Raw genomic sequence first — 17,550 nt, 5'->3', positions numbered from 1 at the left:
GCCACCGCGGGCGCCGGCGCCCGCGTGCTCGCCCACCCGGCACGCGAGGAGATCCGCATCGAGGCCGTGCTCCACGCGCTCTCCGACCCGATGCGGCTGCGGGTGGTCCGCGAGCTGGCCTCCGCCGAGGACGAGCTCACCTGCTCCCGTATCGAACTTCCGGTGTCCAAGTCCACGACCACGCACCACTTCCGGGTGCTGCGCGAGTGCGGCATCGTCAGTCAGACCTACCGGGGCACCGCCAAGATGAACGGGCTGCGTCGCGACGACCTGGACGCGCTTTTCCCTGGGCTGCTCGACAGCATTCTCGCCGCCGCGACCCGGCAGGCGGACCGGCTCGGCGAAGAGTGACAGCGCGCCGCGCGTCCGTCCGCGGTCCTCGATTCAGCGCCGGACACTGTGTGCGGCCTCCAGCAGTCCTAGCCAGTCCGGGATCTTGACCGGCCCACGGCCGAGCGACCGCCCCAGTGCCGTTTCCGCCCGCTCGATCGACAGCCAGCCGTCCCACTCCACCGGCCGCAACCCCCACGCCCGCAGCGCGGCCACCGGATCGGGGGCCGCCGGCCGCCCCGCGAGCAGTGGCGCGTCGTCCAGCAGCGACGCGACCGTCTCCTTCGCGCACGACCGGTTCGAGCCGATCACTCCGGTCGGCCCCCGCTTGATCCACCCCGCGACATACTCCCCGGGCGACGGCACCCCGTCCCGCAGCACCCGCCCCGCCAGATGGGGCACGGTGCCGCGGGCCGGATCGAAGGGCAGACCGGGCAGCGGCAGCCCGCGGTAGCCGACGGCCCGCAGTACGAGCTGGGCGTCGATGTCCTCGTACGTACCGGTGTCCTGTATGCCTCCGTCACCGTCCGGTGCGGTATGCGCGAACCGCACCCCGGCGACCCGCCCGTCCCGTTCGAGGAGCTCGACCGGGCGCAGAAAGAACCGCAGATGGATCGTGCGCATCGGGTCCGGCCCGGTGGCCGGGACACCGGCTTCCGCCCACCCGCGCAGCACCTCGATATTGCGCCGTGCCACCGCCGACAGCGGCATCGGAGAATCCGGCGGTGCCGCGGCGGAGGCGTACGCCGGATCGCGGGCCAGCTCCGCCCCGTCCACCACGACCCGCGCCCCCGGCAGCCCGCCCAGCTCGCGCAGCTCCTTGGTGGTGAACCGGGCCTGGGACGGTCCGCGCCTGCCGGCCATGTGCACCGCGCGCACCCGGCTGCCGGCCAGCGCACCGAGCGCCGGGTGCGGCACATCGGTGGGCCGCAGCTCCTCGGCACTGCGCGCGAGGATCCGCGCCACGTCGACCGCCACATTGCCGACCCCGATCACCACGACCGAACGGGCCTGCAGAGCAAAGCTGTTGGCAGCCGCGTCGGGGTGCGCGCTGTACCAGGAGACGAACTCGGTGGCCGAGTGGCTGCCGGGCAGTTCCTCGCCGGGAACACCGAGACAGCGGTCGGTGGCCGCCCCGACGCAGTAGACCACCGCCTGGTAGAGCTCGCTCAGCCGATCGGGTGGCAGTCCGTCCCCGCCCACCTGGACATTGCCGAGGAAGGTGATCCGTTCGTGCTCCAGGACGGTCCGCAGACTGTTCTGCAGTGACTTGATCTTCTCGTGGTCGGGGGCGACGCCGTAGCGCACGAGGCCGTACGGGCAGGGCAACCGGTCCAGCACGTCCACCCGGATATCGGGCACCCGGGACTGCTGGACCAGGGACTGGGCGGTGTAGACCCCGCTGGGTCCGGAGCCGACGACGGCGACACGGAGCACGGTGCACCTCTTCCCGGAGGGTGACTCCAGCATCGCACCGGTCGGCGGGACAGGAGAGAGGCGCGGCCGTGCGGCGTGTCAGGAGGACAGTGCGCGCATCCGGTCGATCTCGACCGTCTGCTGGGCGACGACATCGCCCGCCATCTCCTCGACCTGGACGTTGTTCCCCTCGGAGAGGGCTTCGGTCGCCATCGTGATCGCACCCTGGTGGTGGGTGACCATCAGCTTCAGAAAGAGCTCGTCGAAGGCCTTGCCCTCGGCCGCGCGCAACTGCTTCAGCTGCGCCTGCGTCGCCATGCCGGGCATCCCGGCGTGGTCATGACCGCTTGGGTGCTTCTCGCCGCCATTGTGTTTCAGCCATCCTTCCATGGCACCGATTTCCGGCTTCTGGGCTGCGGAGATCCGCTCGGCGAGCCGCTTGACCGGGCCGGAGGAGGAACGGGACGGCACCAGGGCCGTCAGCTCCACTGCCTGGGCGTGGTGCTCGATCATCAGCTGTATGTAGCGGAAGTCGGCCGAGTTGGGGGTATCGTCCACGGTGGCCTTCGCCGCTTCCTCGACGGACAGCGTCTTCGCGGGCTCCCCGGGCTTGCCCGGTGCCACGACCGAAGGGCCCCCGCCTGCCCGTGCGTTCGCGTCATGGCCTCCGCTGCCCGCATCGCATGCGCCGAGGGAGAGCACGGCGGCCGCGACGGCGGCGACGACCGGGGATCTGCGCACCTGCGCAACCTGACGGTATTTCAACAAGGCTGCCTCCATTGGTATATGGGGTAGTTGCGGATCGTTCGGCGCGCTTGCGCGATCTCAAGTGTCGGAAACTTTCATTACGTTCCTGTTGCCATCTGTTGGGATACGCATGGGAAGGACGATACTGCCGGGGTCAGTCAACCGTTCAACCACGCATTGGTACAGGGGAGGACGCAGTGACTTCGTTGCACACCACCCAAGTGCGGCGCAGACGTCTGGGTGTGGCGGCAGCCGCCGCCGGACTCTTCGCCACTCTGCTGACGGCCGGACCAGCGGCCGCGACGCCCGACCCCGGTGATCACCCCGCCGTCGGCACCGGTCTCTCCGCGAGCCAGGAGGCAGTTGCCGCGGCCGCCATCGAGGACGGCGAGATACCCGGCGTGGACGAGATCGTCCACAGCGACAACATCACCCCGCTGGCCAACATCCCGAAGGACGCGCTCAAGGGCCTCAACACGGACCTGGCGTTCCAGGGGAAGTACGCCTTCGCCGGGAACTACGACGGCTTCCGGATCTTCGACATCAGCAACCCGAGGTCCCCGGAGACCGTCGCCCAGGTCCTCTGCCCCGGATCGCAGAACGACGTCTCGGTCTCCGGGAACCTGCTGTTCCTGTCCACCGACTCCTCGCGCAGCGACAACTCGTGCGCCAGCACCACCCAGCCCGCCACGGAGAAGTCCTCCTGGGAGGGCATGAAGATCTTCGACATCAGTGACAAGCGCAACCCGAAGTATGTTGCCGCCGTCGAGACCGCGTGCGGCTCGCACACCCACACGCTGGTTCCGGAGCGCAGCAGCGTGTACGTGTACGTGTCCTCGTACTCGCCGAACGAGACGTTCCCCGACTGCCAGCCGCCGCACGACGGCATCTCCGTCATCAAGGTGCCGCGCAAGGCGCCTGAGAAGGCCGCGATCGTGAACTTCCCGGTGCTCTTCCCGGACGGCGGCAACCCGGGCGCGCCCACCAACCCGGGAGTCTCCAAGACGACCGGCTGCCACGACATCACGGTGCTGCCTTCGAAGGACCTGGCCGCCGGCGCCTGCATGGGCGACGGCCTGCTGTTCTCCATCAAGGATCCGGAGAACCCGAAGATCATCGACCGGGTCCAGGACAATGTGAACTTCGCGTTCTGGCACTCGGCGACGTTCAACCAGAACGCGGACAAGGTCGTCTTCACCGATGAGCTCGGCGGCGGTGGCGCCGCCACCTGCAACGCGGAGATCGGGCCGAAGCGCGGCGCCGACGGTATCTACGACATCGTCGGCAGGGGTGACCACCGCAAGCTGGTCTTCCGCAGCTACTTCAAGATCGACCGCCCGCAGGCCGCCACCGAGGTCTGCGTCGCCCACAACGGTTCGATCATTCCGGTCAAGGGCCGCGACCTGATGGTCCAGGCCTGGTACCAGGGCGGAGTCTCGGTGTGGGACTTCACCAACTCCTCGGCGCCGAAGGAGATCGCGTACTTCGAGCGCGGTCCCGTCAGTCTGGACGCCGTCACCACGGCCGGCCCCTGGTCGGCGTACTACTACAACGGCTACATCTACTCCAACGACATCGCCAAGGGCTTCGACGTTCTGAAGCTCGACGACCGGCGGACCGACCCCGCGAAGCGGGTACGGATGCCGGAGCTCAACGTGCAGACGCAGCCGGACTACTTCGACCACCACTGATCCGGCCGCGCGGACATCGCTGAACCGTACGCTCACGCCGAGTGCCGCCGGGCGGATCCTCGCCCGGCGGCACTCGGCAAGCAGTTGAGCGCTGCGACGCCTCATTGACCGGCGTCCCGCGCGGGCACATGCTGTACCTCTGCGTTGACCGGTTGATGCTGTCCGTCATCAGCGCGGCCCCGGACCGGTGCCCGACGGGCCAGGCCGGCCGGGGTGGCTGCCTGATTCCGGCGACGCAGGGGATCGCCGGAATCGGCCGTTTTCTATGCGGCTTCGTAGCGGTGGGCCGGTCCGCCCCGCCACTCGACCCATTCGGGACTGTCGAGGACCCGCTCGGGATCATCGAGCCCCGCGCCCTCCAGGAAGACGATCACATCGTGATCGGAGTGGGCCAGTCCCAGGATCTGGACCCGCCCGTCACGCTGCACGGTGACGCGGCGCCCGCCGGAGGGGGAGGGGCGGAAAATCACGATCGGGGGAGAAGTCATGCCTCCAGAGTGCGACGCGCCGAAGGCGGCTGCACAGCGAATGGCCCAGCCGGTCGGGTCCTCACGCGGCAGACCTCGCACTCCCGCCCGTCACCGCGGCCCACTCCACCAGCAGCCGCTGGTACTCCTCCTCGTCCTCCGGCGAAAGGCATCCGCCGGAGCGCTGCCACAAGTCACGAATCTCTTCATTCACCACTGCGGGGGAACGCACGGAATCGGAGGAGCGCGGAGAACGGGACATGCATACAGGCTAAGGCTCCGATGTGACAATCCGACCCATTGCGCGTCAGGGACATCTCTCACATGTCTCCCTGCCCGGATCATGGAACCAACCCGAGCGCCCTTAGTCCGTCCGGTCGTTCCTCCACAGGCAGGTGGTCCACGAAGCGCACCTCGCACCCCAGCGCCGCCGCTCCGCCGTCCGCGTGTCGATCGTCACCGACCATCACCACATCCGTCGGATCCTTTCCGACAAGCGTGCAGGCAATGTGAAAAAGCTGTGGGTCCGGCTTCTGGATTCCGTGCTCGTACGACAAGACGTAGGCGTCGACGAAGGTGTCCAGACCGTGGGCGCGGAAGACCGGTCGAAGGTCCCAGCCGATGTTGCTGACCACGCCGACTCGGGCCCCGCTCGTGCGCAGCGCCTTCAGTACCCCGGCCGCATCCGGGTACGGGCGCCACGCCGCCGCTGACCTGTGCCGCTCGTACAGCGCGTCGTACAGCCCCGGATCCGGCAGGTCGACCTGGCGGGCCAGTCCGGTGTACGCCTCCCGGTGCCGTTCCGAGCTCTCGTCACGCGTGGCCCACACCTCGGCGAGCCGGTCGGGAATGCGTTGCGGGACCGGGCCACCCGGCAGCGCCCCGGCGGCCGTCAGCCCCGCCACGTACCGCTCGAAGTCTTCACCGGCCACGGTCACCTCCCGCTCGGCGAGGACCGCGCCCAGCCAGGACCGGACCGACTCGATTCGGAAGAGGGTCCCGGAGAAGTCGAAGAGCACACCTTTGATCAGCATGGGCCCGATCCTTGCCGCTTCAGGGACGACGCGGCAAGGCGGCCCCGCCCACGCCCCTCGTACCGGGCGAACCCGGCGATCGAGAACGCGACCACCGCCACTCCCAGCAGCCAGCCGCCGAGCACATCGGTCAACCAGTGCACCCCCAGATAGAGCCGGGTGAGCCCCACCCCGATCACCGAGACCCACGCCACCACGAGCGCCGCCCGCCACACCCGCCGCTCCGCGCCGTGCCGGCGCAGCAGCCACAGCAGCAGACCGCAGCTCACGGCGGCGGTCATGGCGTGCCCGGACGGGAACGCCGCGTAATGGGCAGAGTCCACCGGGTCCGGCCACCGGGGCCGCTCCCGGCCCACGGCGGCCTTCAGCCCCTGCTGCAGCAGGGTGGCGAGCAGGCTCGTCGCCGCCACCCATCCCGCGAGCGTGCGGGCGCCGCGCCACCACAACCCCACCACGGCGACGACGATCAGGACACGCATCGTCCAGGGATCCCATACCCAGTCCGTCAGGATCCGGTTGACGTGGACGAGTCCGGGCTCCGTCACCGCCCGCCGGTGCAGCGCGTCGGCGACCGTACGGTCCAGCGACATCAGCGGGGACCAGCGCACGGCGACCAGGATCAGCAGCATCAGTGCGAGGGATCCGCAGGCGATGCCCGTCCCGAGGGCCGGCACCGGGGCGGGTGTGCGGTCCGGCGGTGAAAGAGGGCGGGAGGGGGAGCGCATGAGGTGATCCTCGCGGACGGACCCCCGCCCCGCCTATCCCAGCGCGCTGAGCCCCGGCACGAAGGCCACCAGTAGCGGTATTACCGGCACCAGAGCGGCCGCCGCGGTCAGCCGCAGCCGGCGTCCGGCAGTGAGCCGCTCCAAGGGCGACAGCAGCCGGTTCACCCGCAGCGGCAGTTGCGCGTCCGGCGTCGGGCAGGGGCCGAACACGCCCCGGTCCTCGTTCAGTTCGACCAGCGCCAGAGCGATCGTCAGCCGTCCGAAGCGCCGCGACGCCACATCGTCCGCGGCCAGTTCCACGAGCCGGTGCATCTCGTCACGGAACGCGGCGAACACCGGTACCTGCGGGAACCCCGTCGCCAGCGCCGCGGAACAGTGCAGCAGCCAGTCGTGCCGCGCCCGCGCGTGCCCCTGCTCGTGGGCCAGCACCGCATCCAGCTGACGACCCTTCAGTCGGCCAAGTGCGGCGGTGGTGATGACCAGTTGGGGTGCAGCACCCGGCAGCCACCAGGCATCCGGACGTTCACCCTCCAGCACCACGAGCCGGCCGCTGCCGGGCTCCTCGCCGGGCATCAACGGGGAACGGACCAGCAGTTCGGCCCGGCGCTGCCTGCGCCGCAGCCGTGTCCGGCGGATCTCCCGGGTCAGCATCGCCCCGGTCCAGAGACCGCCGAGCGCCAGCAGCACGGCGATGACGGCTGACCACGGCCCGTACGCGGCCAGTGCGTACGCCTCCACCACGGCATGGGGTGCGGGCGCGAACACCTGTCCGCGCACCGCCTGCCAGGCGGCGGCCGCGCTGAAGGTCATGGAGAGCCCGAAGGAAAGCAACACCGCCGCCACCACGCACTGCCACACCCACAGCGCCACGACGGGCTCGCGCTCCGGCCATTCGGCCCGCGCGATCAGCCGCGGGGTCACGACGGCGGCCAGTGCACCGAGCAGCAGCAGCGCCAAGGAGACCAACATGGGCGTCAGCCTATGAGCGGGGCACTACCCACGGGTATGGGTGCGCTCGGCAAGTGACGTACGCCACGGCATGCCACGGCCCCTGTCTCACATCGTGAGCAGCATCGCGAACATCGCGATCCCCATCGTCAGCCTGCAGGCCAGCGCAAGCTCGGGCCGTGCGCCCCAGGCGCCCCCGGGCGGCGCGACACCCGCGCCCACTGTGGCGGCGACCGGTATCAGCCGTGCCCCGGACCGCAGCACATAGGCCGCGTAGTAGACCAGCAGCACCCCGGTCAGCAGCGGCAACCCCCCGGCGACCTGCGCCATCTGATGCCCGCCGTGCCCGGGGGGACCCCCGTGTGCCGCCGTGCCACTGCCCGGCGCCGCCATCACCACCGCCATGTAGACCATCGCCAGCGAGCCGACCAGATGGTGCAGGTGGTGACCCTTGTGCCGGGCGAACCACAGGGCGCGCAACGCGGCCCCGCCGAACAGCGCCACGTACACCGCCCATCCCCACACAGGCGGCGTGACGACTGCGGCGGGCACCGCCATGGCCGCCATGCCGAAGCCCATCAGGGCCTCCGCACGCGCCGTTCTGCGCTCCTCCCGCGTCCCGCTGCGCATCCGCAGCAGGCAGTACGCGCCCGTCACCCCGCACAACGCCATCAGCAGCCAACTGGACATCGCCGGTCCGTGCACAGCGCACCTCCCCAGGACGTACGACGTCGGTGTCGACTAGTCGATGCCCCGGCCCGGTCGGTCGTACGCGGCGCACTGATGTACGGGGGAGCGCATCGCGGGAACTCGACGGAAGGAAGCGCTGCTTCCGCGCCGTCGAAGGATCAGGGCCGGTAGCGCAGCGGATGGTCCGCCGGCACCTCGACGACCGCGATCCGCACCCCGTCCGGATCGGAGATCCACATCTCCACGAGCCCCCACGGCTCGCGCACCGGCGGCCGCTCCACGGCGACGCCGCGGGCCGACAACTCCTCGTACGCCGCCTGGACGTCCGCGACCTGGACCCAGAGCCGCAGCGCGGGCGAGGGCGGCGCTGCGGAGCGCCCGGAGACCTCCAGGAAGCCACCGCCGAGAAAGTAGACCGTGCCCCGTTCGGGACCGGTGCCGAACTCCCGGTACACCGGGAGCCCGAGGGACTCTCCGTAGAAGACCCGTGACCGCTCGGGATCCGTCGGGCTCAACAAGATCCTGCTGCTCAGCACATGCACCATGGGCCAGACCCTAGGCACAGTGCTCCGGGTTACGCTGCTGCGGCACGGCCCAGCAGAGAAACGGAGAGCTTCACCATGGACACCGCCCCGCCCCGTGACTCGGGACAGCTGACCTTCCGCGACGCGATCGACACCGATGTGCCCGCACTTGTCACGCTGATCGAGTCGGCGTACCGCGGGGACTCCAGCCGGGCCGGGTGGACCACCGAGGCGGACATCCTCGAGGGACAGCGGACCGACCCGGACGGGGTCCGTGAGGTCGTCGAGGCTCCGGGCAGCCGGCTGCTCGTGGTGGAACGGGACGGGGAGCTGATCGCCTGCTGCCAGCTCGAACATCGCGGTGAGGCCGCCTACTTCGGGATGTTCGCGGTCCGCCCCGAGCTGCAGGGCGGCGGCCTCGGCAAAGTCATCATCGCCGAGGCGGAGCGCACCGTCCGGGAGAGCTGGGGCGCCACCGAGATGCACATGACCGTGATCTCGGTGCGCGCGGAGCTGGTCGCCTGGTACGAGCGCCGCGGCTATCGCCGTACGGGAAAGCTGACCCCGTTCCCGTACGGCGACGAACGCTTCGGCGTACCGCAGCGCGACGATCTCGTCTTCGAACTGCTGATCAAGGATCTGAAGGACGACCAGCCGTACGCAGTACAAGGACAACCAGCGGTACTGCGTACGACGACTACGCGGTGAAGCGGCCGGCGCGGCGGATCTCCGGGAAATCGGTGGTCGCGCCGTCCAGCCGCAGGCCGCGAGCCAGGCGCAGATGATCCTGGGTGTTCACCACCCAGCCGATGACCTTCAGACCCTCGGCATGCGCCTGCTCGACGACCTCCAGGGTGAGGCGACGGATGTTCAGCACGAGCGTCGCCGCGCCCACCGCTTTGGCCCGGTCCACCACATCGCTCTTCCACCGGCTGGCGACGAGTGCGGTCCGCACCCCCGGCACCAGTTGGGCGATCTCGGCGACCGCCTCGTCGTGGAACGACAACACCTCGACCCGGTCGACGAGATCGCGGCGCCGTATCACTTCGGCCAGCGCCCGGGCGGCCGCCACATCCTTGATCTCCGCCTGCACGGGAGAGCGCACGGCGTCGAGCACCTCCTCGAAGACGGGCACCCGCTCGCCCTGCCCGGCGTCGAGTTCACGCAGCTCGGCGAGGGTCTTCTCGGCGATCAGGCCCGTGCCGTCGGTCGTACGGTCCACGTCGGCGTCATGCATGACGGCGAGTGCGCCGTCCTTGCTGAGATGAAGGTCGAGTTCGATGGCGTCCATTCCGGCGCGTTCGGCGTGGACGAACGACCGCAGGGTGTTCTCCGGCTCGACACCCATCACCCCGCGATGACCGATGGTGAGAAAAGTCAAGGCAATCTCGCTTCCGTCGACGGCGGTTCCCCGCGTGCTGCTCCTACCCACGCGGCAGTACGGCACTACAGCCTTGCGGCAATTCGGCATTCGGCAGCCTAGCGACCCGGCGCGAGGAGGTGTGCGGCCCCGCGCGGGGGAGTGGCGCCGTGACCCTGGATCTCGGCGGCGCCGAGCAGGAATCCGGTGACGACGGCTGCGACGAGGACGGCACGGATGCTCACGCGGAGACTCTCCCTGATGGATGGGTGATGCGACGGAGGGGCGGTACGGCAGGCGGCGGGGGTGGACGCCGTCCGTCCTACCGCCGGCGGTAGGTGCGCCACGAGCCGTGTCACTCGTGCGTGGGCGCGCCGCGCGTGGTCCTGAACGAACACATGTGCGAGCCCGGGCTGGTCCGTCTCCCGCCCTGCCGATGGAAGCGGTCGCCGAAGAGAGGTGTGACAGGAAAAATAGCGGTGACCATGGGGGGTCGGCAGGATAATTTTCTGGGGCCCACTTGTCTCAAGGAACCACACATGGATACGGTTGCTTGACGCGAGGTTCTCCCGTGGAGGAAGTGTGATGACGGAAATTCTTGTGCACGATGCCGCTGCCGGCGCGATAACTGCTGCCCAGCGGGTGGTTGAGCAGCCGGCCTGGCCTGCGCTCAAGAATGCCGTGGAGGAGATCCGCCCCTGGCAGTCGAAGGACGGCTCGATCGACTTCGACGCCGACGGCGCGCCCTCCCCGGCCACCGTCCGGGCGACGCTGGACCGGGTGATCGCCGCGGTCAAGGAGCTTGCCCCGCTGCTCCCGCACGATGCCGCGTATCATCGCGCCCTTGTCATGGACCTGCGTCGCTGGGCGGCCGACGGCTTCGGCGTGCCGGACTTCCTGGACTCGCTGCTCGCCTTCCAGCCCGCCAAGGACCGCGCCCACGGCCTGCAGCACCTGGTCGTCTTCGCGATGTACACGCAGAACGGCAACCCGGACCGCAACCTCGAAGCGGTTGTGCTGCGGATGGTCTGGCCGGAGTGGCTTGCCGAGCTCGAAGCCACCCGTTACGACAACCCGCTGTTCTGCGGCATCACCTTCGAGGGCTTTACCTCCGGCTACGACACCAACTCCGCGGTGCTCTTCCCGGAGACGATCGCCGTGCGCGAGGCGCCCGAGCGCTTCAGCTGGGGCGGCATCTTCTGCGACCGGGAGGCCGCCCGCTTCCGCCGTGTCACCGAGGCGTCCGTCGAACTGCTCGGGGTCGAGCTGCCCGAGGACATCCGCGACATGGTCGGCGACCAGCAGCGCTGCGAGCAGGCTTTCGTGCTCTGGGACATGGTCCACGACCGCACCCACAGCCACGGCGACCTGCCGTTCGACCCGTTCATGATCAAGCAGCGCCAGCCGTTCTGGATGTACGGCCTGGAGGAGCTGCGCTGCGACCTCACCGCCTTCAAGGAGGCCGTGAAGCTGGAGGCCGACGGCTTCCCGCAGGGCCGCGATGTGCAGTACGCCGTGCTGTTCGACCGGATGTTCCGCTTCCCGGTCACCGGCGAGCGTGTCCGCAACTACGACGGTCTCGGCGGTCAGCTGCTCTTCGCGTACCTGCACAAGCACGACGTGATCCGCTGGACCGACAACACCCTGAAGATCGACTGGGACCGCGCCCCGCAGGTCACCAACCAGCTGTGCGGTGAGATCGAGAAGCTCTACCGCGACGGCATCGACCGCCCGAAGCTGGTCCACTGGTTCGCCGCGTACGACCTGGTCGCGGCCTACCTCGCCCCGCACCCCGGCTCCCGCTGGGCCAAGGGTCCGGACGCCCTCGACCTGACGCAGCCGCCGCGCAAGCTCGTGGACGACGTGCTTCCGGACGAGTTTCCCCTGAGCATGTTCTATGAGGCGCTCTCCAAGAAGCTGAAGCACGTGATCGCCTCCACCAAGGGGATCACCGCTGCGGACGCCGAGCGGGCAGCCGCGTGAGCGCCCGTACCGAGGAGGCGATGGCCATGAACGCAAACGGCACGGGCAACGGCAACGGCGTGCTCGAAGGCGCTGTCATCGCGGTCGCCGGGGCGGCAGGACCGGCGGGCCGGGCGACGCTGCTCAGGCTCGCGGACGCGGGCGCGATCGTCGTCGCCTCGGACGCGGACCCCACCCGCCTGGCCGAGGCCGTCGACGCCGCACGGTACGCCCACGGCGGCGCCACCGTCACCGGCGACACCGTCGATCTGCTCGACCTCGCCGCCACCCGCGAATGGGCGGACAAGACCGAGAAGGAATTCGGCCGGATCGACGGCCTGGTCCATCTCGTCGGCGGCTGGCGCGGCAGCGCCACCTTCGCCGAGACCGACCTCGCCGACTGGGATCTGCTGGAGAAGCTGCTGATCCGCACCGTCCAGCACACCTCGCTGGCCTTCCAGGAAGGGCTGCAGCGCAGCGACCGCGGCCGCTTCCTCCTGATCAGCGCGGCCGGGGCGAGCAACCCCACCGCGGGCAATGCCGCCTACGCCGCGTCGAAGGCCGCCGCCGAGGCCTGGACCCTGGCGCTCGCCGATGCCTTCCGCAAGGCGGGGGGCGACGAAGGCCCGAAGACGGCGGCTGCGATCCTGATCGTCAAGGCACTGGTGCACGACGCGATGCGCGCCGAGCGCCCGAATGCGAAGTTCGCGGGCTTCACCGACGTCAAGGAGCTGGCCGACGCCATCGCCGGCGTCTGGGAACGACCCGCCCCGGAAGTGAACGGAAAGCGTCTGTGGCTGACCCCGCAACCATAAGGACCGATGCGCGACGTCACCATGATCCGCAGGTGCGCGGCTTCGCGAGTGACAACTACGCGGGCGCCCACCCGGAAGTCCTCGCGGCCATCGCCCTCGCCAACGGCGGTCACCAGATCGCCTACGGCGAGGACGACTACACCGAGCACCTTCAGCGGGTCATGCACAGCCACTTCGGCCCCACTGCGGAGGCGTTCCCGGTTTTCAACGGAACGGGCGCGAATGTCGTCTCCCTCCAGGCGATGACCGACCGCTGGGGCGCGGTGATCTGCGCCGAGTCCGCGCACATCAACGTGGACGAGGGCGGTGCCCCGGAGCGTGTCGGCGGCCTGAAGCTGCTGACCGTCCCGACGCCGGACGGCAAGCTCACCCCCGAGCTCATCGACCGGCAGGCGTACGGCTGGGACGACGAGCACCGGGCCATGCCCCAGGTCGTGTCCATCACGCAGAACACCGAACTCGGCACGGTCTACACGCCCGACGAGATCCGGGCCATCTGCGAGCACTCCCACGAGCGGGGCATGAAGGTCCATCTCGACGGGGCGCGGATAGCCAACGCCGCGGCGTCGCTGGACGTACCGATGCGCACGTTCACCAACGCTGTCGGTGTCGACGTCCTCTCGTTCGGCGGCACCAAGAACGGGGCGCTGTTCGGCGAGGCCGTCGTCGTCCTCAACCCGGACGCCGTACGGGCCATGAAGCACCTGCGCAAGCTGTCCATGCAGCTCGCCTCGAAGATGCGCTTCGTGTCGGTGCAGCTGGAGGCGCTGCTCGCCCGGGATCTGTGGCTGCGCAACGCCCGGCATGCCAACGCCATGGCCCAGCGGCTCGCCGAGGGCGTCCGTGCGGTAGACGGCGTGGAGATCCTCCACCCGGTCCAGGCCAACGCCGTCTTCGCACGGCTGCCGCACGAGGTGAGTGAGCGGCTCCAGAAGCGCTTCCGCTTCTACTTCTGGGACGAGGCCGCCGGTGATGTGCGCTGGATGTGCGCCTTCGACACCACGGAGGACGACGTCGACGCTTTCGTTCTCGCGCTGAAGGAAGAGATGGCCAAGTAGCGCGAGTGGATGTATGGATATGCGGTCGATCGGAAAATTATCGACTTCCGGTCGGCCGCGTCCGTATGCTCTGCGCGCATGGAGCTGACACAGCAGGTCCCGAGATCTCTGCCTATCTCGCCGCTGACGAGGCTTTCGGCCAGGAGCATCCGCTCGTCAGGAAGACCGTCGCCCGCCTCCGCGCCGAGGCTGCCGACACATACTCATACGCGGTCGCGGCCCATGAGTTCGTGCGCGACACCGTCGCTCACTCCGTCGACTCGGGCGATCTGCGGGTCACCTGGCGGGCCTCCGGCGTCCTCGAGGCCCGCAACGGCATCTGCCACTCCAAGTCCCACGCGCCGGCCGCCCTGCTGCGCGCTGCGGGCATCCCGGCCGCACTCTGCTACCAGGGCTTCGCCGACGACGACGGGAATCCGGACGTTCTGCACGCACTGATCGCCGTGCGCCTGCCGGGGCGGGACCGGTGGGACCGTCAGGACCCGCGCGGCAACAAGCCCGGTATCGACGCGCAGTTCTCGCTCGACGAGGAGCGGTTGGCCTGGGCGACCGGACCGGAGTCCAATGGAGTGGACTCTCCAGTACTCTATGCAGCACCCCACCCGGCGGTTCTGCACGCCATGCAGTGTGCCGAGGACCGCCCGCAGCTGTGGCGCACTCTCCCGACCGCGTTCTGAACCGTCCCGAGGCAAGGCAGCCGATGACTCCGACGCTCACCGTTTCCGACGACGTACGCACGCTCGCCCCCGGCTTCACCTGCCTCGCCGTCGAGGCGCGCGGTCTGGTCAACGGGGAGAGCAACGAAGACAGTTCGGCGCTGCTCGACGATGCCACCCGACGGCTCGTCGCGCGGCTCGACGGCCGGGCGCCGCACGAGGACCCCCATGTCGCCGCGTGGCGGGACACCTACACCGCCTTCGGAGCCAAGCCGTCCCGTACCCGCAACTCCGCCGAGGCCCTCGCCAGGCGGGCTCTCACGGATGCCGGTCTGCCGCGCATCAACCTGTTGGTCGACCTCTACAACGCGATCAGCGTCGCCCATCTGATCCCGGTCGGCGGCGAGGACACCGACCGCATCAAGGGCGCCATGCGGCTGGTGCGCTCGACCGGTCAGGAGCCGTTCTGTACCGTCGCGGGCGGTGAGGAGACCGTGGAGCACCCCGAGCCCGGCGAAGTCGTCTGGCGCGACGACGAGGGCGTCACCTGCCGGCGGTGGAACTGGCGGCAGGGCGTGCGCACCCGCCTCACCGGAGAGTCCGTCAACGCCTTGTTCCTGCTGGAGAGTCTGGCCCCCATGACGATCGGCGAGCTCGAAGCCGCAGGCACCGAACTCGCCGAATCGCTGGAGAAGCTCAGCCCCGGAGCGCAGATCACCGTCCGCACCCCGGAGTGACGTTTCGGCCGTGGCCGTGACCCGGCCGGGTCAGCTCGTCTCGCGCAGCTCGGCGGCCGTCGGAGCCGTACCGCCGAGATGCGTGGGCACCCACCAGGTGTCACTCGCATCCTTCGGCCGCACCGGATAGGCGCGCTGGGCCGCTTCGAGAAGCTCCTGCACCCGCTCCCGCAGCCGCCGGGTGATCGCACCCGCGTACTGGTCGGTGGGGGCTTCGACCGGCTCGCCGACCCGGATCGTCACCGGGATGTGGCTGCGCTTGAAGTTGCGCGGCCGACCCTTGGTCCAGATCCGCTGGGTCCCCCACAGCGCCATCGGGATCAGCGGCACACCGGCCTCCTGGGCCAGTCGTGCGGCGCCCGACTTGAAGCTCTTCAGGGTGAACGACTGCGAGATGGTCGCCTCGGGGAAGACGCCGATGATCTCGCCGGACCGCAGCGAGGCGAGCGCGTGCGCATACGCGTCCTCGCCCTGATTCCGGTCGACCGGGATGTGCTTCATGCCGCGCATCAGCGGACCGGAGACCTTGTGCCGGAAGACCGATTCCTTCGCCATGAAGCGGACCAGCCGCTTCTGCGGCAGAGCGGTCAGCCCGCTGAAGATGAAGTCGAGATAGCTGATGTGGTTACTGACCAGTACGGCACCGCCGGCCTTCGGGATGTGCTCCGAACCCTGAGTGTCGATCTTCAGGTCCAGCGCCTTGAACATGGTGCAAGCGGCGCCGATGACCGGCCGATAGACGAGTTCTGCCATCTGGGGAAGACCCTTCTTCTGCGCCTGAGGAGGGTTCTCCCGGCGGAAGTTACGCAGCCGTAGGTTTTCGGCATTGCGCCGATCGTGCCCCATGTGCGTCGCGCTGGCCAGTCTCGGGGGGCACGGGGCGCGAGATTCTCGTCACGTGGAACCGCCGGGAATGCCTCCGTGTCCCGCGGCGCTGACCCTTTGCGAAGAGCTCTGACAGGAGGACCAAGGTGGATGGGCAGACGCATGCGAGAAGGCTGGACGCGGCCCAACTCGGCGCGGAATTGGGGGACCGGGCCACCCTTGTGCAGTTCTCCAGCGCGTTCTGTCAGCCCTGCCGGGCCACCCGCCGCACCCTCGACGAGGTGGCGCGCATGGTCGACGGCGTCGCCCACGTCGAGATCGACGCCGAGGCGCATCTCACTCTCGTACGCGAACTCGACATCAGCCGTACGCCGACAGTGCTGGTGCTCGACGCGACCGGCCGGATCGTCCGCCGAGCGGTCGGGCAGCCACGCACCGTGGATGTCGTCGCCGCGCTGGGGCACGCGATGTGACGGACCGTGATGCATCTCCCACATTGCGGAACCCGCTTGACTGCACCCACCACGCATCGTCAGTCTGACGCTATGCCGTCGGAACTCCTTCTCTACGGCCGGGCCCACGTGGACCTGGCCCGCAACGCGAGTGCGCGCTGTCCGGGTGCCTGAGCACCCACGGCCCCGTATGCCTCCCTCGCAGAAGGACAGCTCCCCCATGACGGCTTCGCCCGAGCTCGGCACCGCCCGCACGGCATCCCCCGACCTCCTCCGCTCCGTCTTCCGGCGGCACGCCGCCGGTGTCGCCGTGATCACCGCCGCCGGTGACCGGCCGGTCGGCTTCACCGCCACCTCCCTGAACTCCGTCGCAGCCGAGCCGCCGCTGATCTCCTTCGGCGTGGGGACCTCGTCGTCCAGCTGGCCGGTCGTGGCAGAGGCCGAACACATCGGCGTACACATACTCGGCGAGCACCAGCAGGAACTGGCTGCCACATTCGCGCGCAGTGGCGCCGACCGGTTCGGTCCGTCCACCTATTGGCGCAATGGGCCGGAAGGAGTGCCGGTGCTCGACGGAGTGCTGGCGTGGCTGGTCTGCCGCGTGGTGGCACGCATCCCGGCGGGCGACCACCGGATCGTGATCGCGGAGGCCGTCGTCGGCGATCCGGCCGGAGCCGGCCGCCCGCTCCTCTACCATCAGGGCCGTTTCGCGGCGCTGCGGGACTGAGAATCCCAGGCGGCGCTTGGGCGCCGAGCGTCGGCCAAGTCACAGTCAAAGCGCTTGCTTATGGGTGACGTACTGGGTGTACTGACGAGTAATATTCTGCTCGGAGCCTCGGTCGCCCCGACCGGAATCCGCCCCATCAGGCGCCTATGCTGCGTGCATCAAGGCAGCCCAGAAATGACGATGCAGTAGGAGAGCCGGCGTGAGCTTGAGGATCGTTGTCTGTGTGAAGTACGTGCCCGACGCCACCGGTGACCGGCATTTCGCCGATGACTTGACGCTGGACCGTGAGGATGTCGACGGTCTGTTGTCGGAGCTGGACGAGTATGCGGTGGAGCAGGCGCTGCAGATCGCGGGCGAGGCGGGCGATGCGGAGATCACCGTGCTGA

Annotated in this window: 22 protein-coding genes and 1 pseudogene; 11 read left to right on the top strand and 12 right to left on the bottom strand. The window is 69.4% G+C overall.

Translation table 11 applies throughout. The annotated features are described in order from the left end of the window. Positions 1 to 24 precede the first annotated feature (24 nt). Complete coding sequence (locus ABZV38_RS31195; protein WP_356331800.1) at positions 25 to 351, top strand: helix-turn-helix domain-containing protein; 327 nt, start codon at positions 25 to 27, stop codon at positions 349 to 351. 33 nt (positions 352 to 384) lie between these two features. Here ABZV38_RS31195 and ABZV38_RS31190 read toward each other — a convergent pair whose 3' ends face one another. Next, positions 385 to 1,767: an FAD-dependent oxidoreductase gene (locus ABZV38_RS31190; RefSeq protein ID WP_356331784.1), complete on the bottom strand. Its 1,383-nt coding sequence runs from the start codon at positions 1,765 to 1,767 to the stop codon at positions 385 to 387. A gap of 78 nt (positions 1,768 to 1,845) precedes the next feature. After that, a complete protein-coding gene (locus ABZV38_RS31185) occupies positions 1,846 to 2,514 on the bottom strand; it encodes a DUF305 domain-containing protein (protein WP_356331783.1) in 669 nt (222 codons plus the stop codon). Between the two features lie 176 nt (positions 2,515 to 2,690). On the opposite strand from ABZV38_RS31185, the gene ABZV38_RS31180 reads away from it, so the two are divergent. Next, positions 2,691 to 4,184 (top strand): hypothetical protein, encoded by a 1,494-nt coding sequence (locus ABZV38_RS31180; RefSeq protein WP_356331782.1) that lies wholly within the window; start codon positions 2,691 to 2,693, stop codon positions 4,182 to 4,184. Positions 4,185 to 4,447: 263 nt separating this feature from the next. Here the strand turns inward: ABZV38_RS31180 and ABZV38_RS31175 are convergent, their stop codons facing one another. The 7 genes from ABZV38_RS31175 to ABZV38_RS31145 all read right to left on the bottom strand — a co-directional run bounded on the left by ABZV38_RS31175 (position 4,448) and on the right by ABZV38_RS31145 (position 8,593). After that, positions 4,448 to 4,672: a hypothetical protein gene (locus ABZV38_RS31175; RefSeq protein ID WP_356331781.1), complete on the bottom strand. Its 225-nt coding sequence runs from the start codon at positions 4,670 to 4,672 to the stop codon at positions 4,448 to 4,450. Positions 4,673 to 4,733: 61 nt separating this feature from the next. After that, positions 4,734 to 4,913 carry a hypothetical protein gene (locus tag ABZV38_RS31170; RefSeq protein WP_356331780.1) on the bottom strand — a complete coding sequence of 60 codons (180 nt, stop codon included), beginning with the start codon at positions 4,911 to 4,913 and terminating at the stop codon, positions 4,734 to 4,736. Between the two features lie 79 nt (positions 4,914 to 4,992). Continuing rightward, the gene (locus ABZV38_RS31165) at positions 4,993 to 5,685 is read right to left on the bottom strand and encodes an HAD-IA family hydrolase (protein ID WP_356331779.1); all 693 of its coding nucleotides are present in this window, start codon (positions 5,683 to 5,685) and stop codon (positions 4,993 to 4,995) included. Next, on the bottom strand, positions 5,679 to 6,410 hold the full coding sequence (locus ABZV38_RS31160) for a phosphatase PAP2 family protein (RefSeq protein ID WP_356331778.1): 732 nt from the start codon (positions 6,408 to 6,410) through the stop codon (positions 5,679 to 5,681). Before ABZV38_RS31160 ends, ABZV38_RS31165 begins: the two co-directional genes overlap by 7 nt. 33 nt (positions 6,411 to 6,443) lie before the next feature. After that, complete coding sequence (locus ABZV38_RS31155; RefSeq protein WP_356331777.1) at positions 6,444 to 7,379, bottom strand: M56 family metallopeptidase; 936 nt, start codon at positions 7,377 to 7,379, stop codon at positions 6,444 to 6,446. Positions 7,380 to 7,466: 87 nt separating this feature from the next. Continuing rightward, complete coding sequence (locus tag ABZV38_RS31150) at positions 7,467 to 8,063, bottom strand: DUF5134 domain-containing protein (RefSeq protein ID WP_356331776.1); 597 nt, start codon at positions 8,061 to 8,063, stop codon at positions 7,467 to 7,469. 143 nt (positions 8,064 to 8,206) lie between these two features. After that, a complete protein-coding gene (locus tag ABZV38_RS31145; RefSeq protein ID WP_356331775.1) occupies positions 8,207 to 8,593 on the bottom strand; it encodes a VOC family protein in 387 nt (128 codons plus the stop codon). Positions 8,594 to 8,668: 75 nt separating this feature from the next. On the opposite strand from ABZV38_RS31145, the gene ABZV38_RS31140 reads away from it, so the two are divergent. Then, the gene (locus ABZV38_RS31140) at positions 8,669 to 9,280 is read left to right on the top strand and encodes a GNAT family N-acetyltransferase (protein WP_356331774.1); all 612 of its coding nucleotides are present in this window, start codon (positions 8,669 to 8,671) and stop codon (positions 9,278 to 9,280) included. Here the strand turns inward: ABZV38_RS31140 and ABZV38_RS31135 are convergent. Then, positions 9,270 to 9,953, bottom strand: coding sequence for a glycerophosphodiester phosphodiesterase family protein (locus ABZV38_RS31135; RefSeq protein ID WP_356331773.1), 684 nt, complete (start codon positions 9,951 to 9,953; stop codon positions 9,270 to 9,272). The two genes, ABZV38_RS31140 and ABZV38_RS31135, sit on opposite strands and share 11 nt — an antisense overlap. 98 nt (positions 9,954 to 10,051) lie before the next feature. Continuing rightward, positions 10,052 to 10,177 carry a hypothetical protein gene (locus tag ABZV38_RS31130; protein WP_356331772.1) on the bottom strand — a complete coding sequence of 42 codons (126 nt, stop codon included), beginning with the start codon at positions 10,175 to 10,177 and terminating at the stop codon, positions 10,052 to 10,054. A gap of 340 nt (positions 10,178 to 10,517) precedes the next feature. Here ABZV38_RS31130 and ABZV38_RS31125 point away from each other — a divergent pair, with 340 nt between their 5' ends. The 5 genes from ABZV38_RS31125 (at position 10,518) to ABZV38_RS31105 (ending at position 15,160) form a co-directional block, all read left to right on the top strand. Next, the gene (locus ABZV38_RS31125) at positions 10,518 to 11,915 is read left to right on the top strand and encodes a DUF6421 family protein (RefSeq protein ID WP_356331771.1); all 1,398 of its coding nucleotides are present in this window, start codon (positions 10,518 to 10,520) and stop codon (positions 11,913 to 11,915) included. Between the two features lie 26 nt (positions 11,916 to 11,941). Further along, positions 11,942 to 12,709 carry an SDR family NAD(P)-dependent oxidoreductase gene (locus ABZV38_RS31120; RefSeq protein ID WP_356331799.1) on the top strand — a complete coding sequence of 256 codons (768 nt, stop codon included), beginning with the start codon at positions 11,942 to 11,944 and terminating at the stop codon, positions 12,707 to 12,709. Beyond that, positions 12,706 to 13,767 carry a low specificity L-threonine aldolase gene (locus tag ABZV38_RS31115; protein WP_356331798.1) on the top strand — a complete coding sequence of 354 codons (1,062 nt, stop codon included), beginning with the start codon at positions 12,706 to 12,708 and terminating at the stop codon, positions 13,765 to 13,767. The genes ABZV38_RS31120 and ABZV38_RS31115 overlap by 4 nt, the downstream gene beginning before the upstream one ends. A gap of 65 nt (positions 13,768 to 13,832) precedes the next feature. Next, positions 13,833 to 14,444 (top strand): transglutaminase family protein, encoded by a 612-nt coding sequence (locus ABZV38_RS31110; RefSeq protein ID WP_356331770.1) that lies wholly within the window; start codon positions 13,833 to 13,835, stop codon positions 14,442 to 14,444. A gap of 23 nt (positions 14,445 to 14,467) precedes the next feature. Continuing rightward, positions 14,468 to 15,160, top strand: a complete 693-nt coding sequence (locus tag ABZV38_RS31105; RefSeq protein ID WP_356331769.1) for a phenylalanine--tRNA ligase beta subunit-related protein — start codon at positions 14,468 to 14,470, stop codon at positions 15,158 to 15,160. Between the two features lie 30 nt (positions 15,161 to 15,190). Here ABZV38_RS31105 and ABZV38_RS31100 read toward each other — a convergent pair whose 3' ends face one another. After that, a complete protein-coding gene (locus tag ABZV38_RS31100) occupies positions 15,191 to 15,913 on the bottom strand; it encodes a lysophospholipid acyltransferase family protein (protein ID WP_356331768.1) in 723 nt (240 codons plus the stop codon). A 218-nt stretch (positions 15,914 to 16,131) separates the two neighbouring features. Here ABZV38_RS31100 and ABZV38_RS31095 point away from each other — a divergent pair, with 218 nt between their 5' ends. From ABZV38_RS31095 to ABZV38_RS31085, 3 genes and pseudogenes are all read left to right on the top strand, one after another. Next, a complete protein-coding gene (locus tag ABZV38_RS31095) occupies positions 16,132 to 16,458 on the top strand; it encodes a thioredoxin family protein (protein WP_267006731.1) in 327 nt (108 codons plus the stop codon). A gap of 199 nt (positions 16,459 to 16,657) precedes the next feature. After that, positions 16,658 to 17,164, top strand: a complete 507-nt coding sequence (locus ABZV38_RS31090) for a flavin reductase family protein (protein WP_356331767.1) — start codon at positions 16,658 to 16,660, stop codon at positions 17,162 to 17,164. A gap of 199 nt (positions 17,165 to 17,363) precedes the next feature. Next, positions 17,364 to 17,550 (top strand): annotated as a pseudogene (locus tag ABZV38_RS31085) (electron transfer flavoprotein subunit beta); the annotation flags it as partial.

The organism is Streptomyces sp. NPDC005181 (genome assembly GCF_040608395.1).
Lineage (GTDB): Bacteria > Actinomycetota > Actinomycetes > Streptomycetales > Streptomycetaceae > Streptomyces.
Note: the sequence above shows the minus strand (reverse complement) of the source record. Positions and strands in the feature narration are given on the sequence as shown.

Excerpts from the sequence above, each read along its gene's own strand:
- ABZV38_RS31175 (WP_356331781.1), bottom strand. The coding sequence starts at position 4,672 with ATGACTTCTCCCCCGATCGTGATTTTCCGCCCCTCCCCCTCCGGCGGG.
- ABZV38_RS31170 (WP_356331780.1), bottom strand. The coding sequence starts at position 4,913 with ATGTCCCGTTCTCCGCGCTCCTCCGATTCCGTGCGTTCCCCCGCAGTG.
- ABZV38_RS31165 (WP_356331779.1), bottom strand. The coding sequence starts at position 5,685 with ATGCTGATCAAAGGTGTGCTCTTCGACTTCTCCGGGACCCTCTTCCGA.
- ABZV38_RS31160 (WP_356331778.1), bottom strand. The coding sequence starts at position 6,410 with ATGCGCTCCCCCTCCCGCCCTCTTTCACCGCCGGACCGCACACCCGCC.
- ABZV38_RS31155 (WP_356331777.1), bottom strand. The coding sequence starts at position 7,379 with ATGTTGGTCTCCTTGGCGCTGCTGCTGCTCGGTGCACTGGCCGCCGTC.
- ABZV38_RS31145 (WP_356331775.1), bottom strand. The coding sequence starts at position 8,593 with ATGGTGCATGTGCTGAGCAGCAGGATCTTGTTGAGCCCGACGGATCCC.
- ABZV38_RS31140 (WP_356331774.1), top strand. The coding sequence starts at position 8,669 with ATGGACACCGCCCCGCCCCGTGACTCGGGACAGCTGACCTTCCGCGAC.
- ABZV38_RS31125 (WP_356331771.1), top strand. The coding sequence starts at position 10,518 with ATGACGGAAATTCTTGTGCACGATGCCGCTGCCGGCGCGATAACTGCT.
- ABZV38_RS31120 (WP_356331799.1), top strand. The coding sequence starts at position 11,942 with ATGAACGCAAACGGCACGGGCAACGGCAACGGCGTGCTCGAAGGCGCT.
- ABZV38_RS31110 (WP_356331770.1), top strand. The coding sequence starts at position 13,833 with ATGCTCTGCGCGCATGGAGCTGACACAGCAGGTCCCGAGATCTCTGCC.
- ABZV38_RS31105 (WP_356331769.1), top strand. The coding sequence starts at position 14,468 with ATGACTCCGACGCTCACCGTTTCCGACGACGTACGCACGCTCGCCCCC.
- ABZV38_RS31100 (WP_356331768.1), bottom strand. The coding sequence starts at position 15,913 with ATGGCAGAACTCGTCTATCGGCCGGTCATCGGCGCCGCTTGCACCATG.
- ABZV38_RS31090 (WP_356331767.1), top strand. The coding sequence starts at position 16,658 with ATGACGGCTTCGCCCGAGCTCGGCACCGCCCGCACGGCATCCCCCGAC.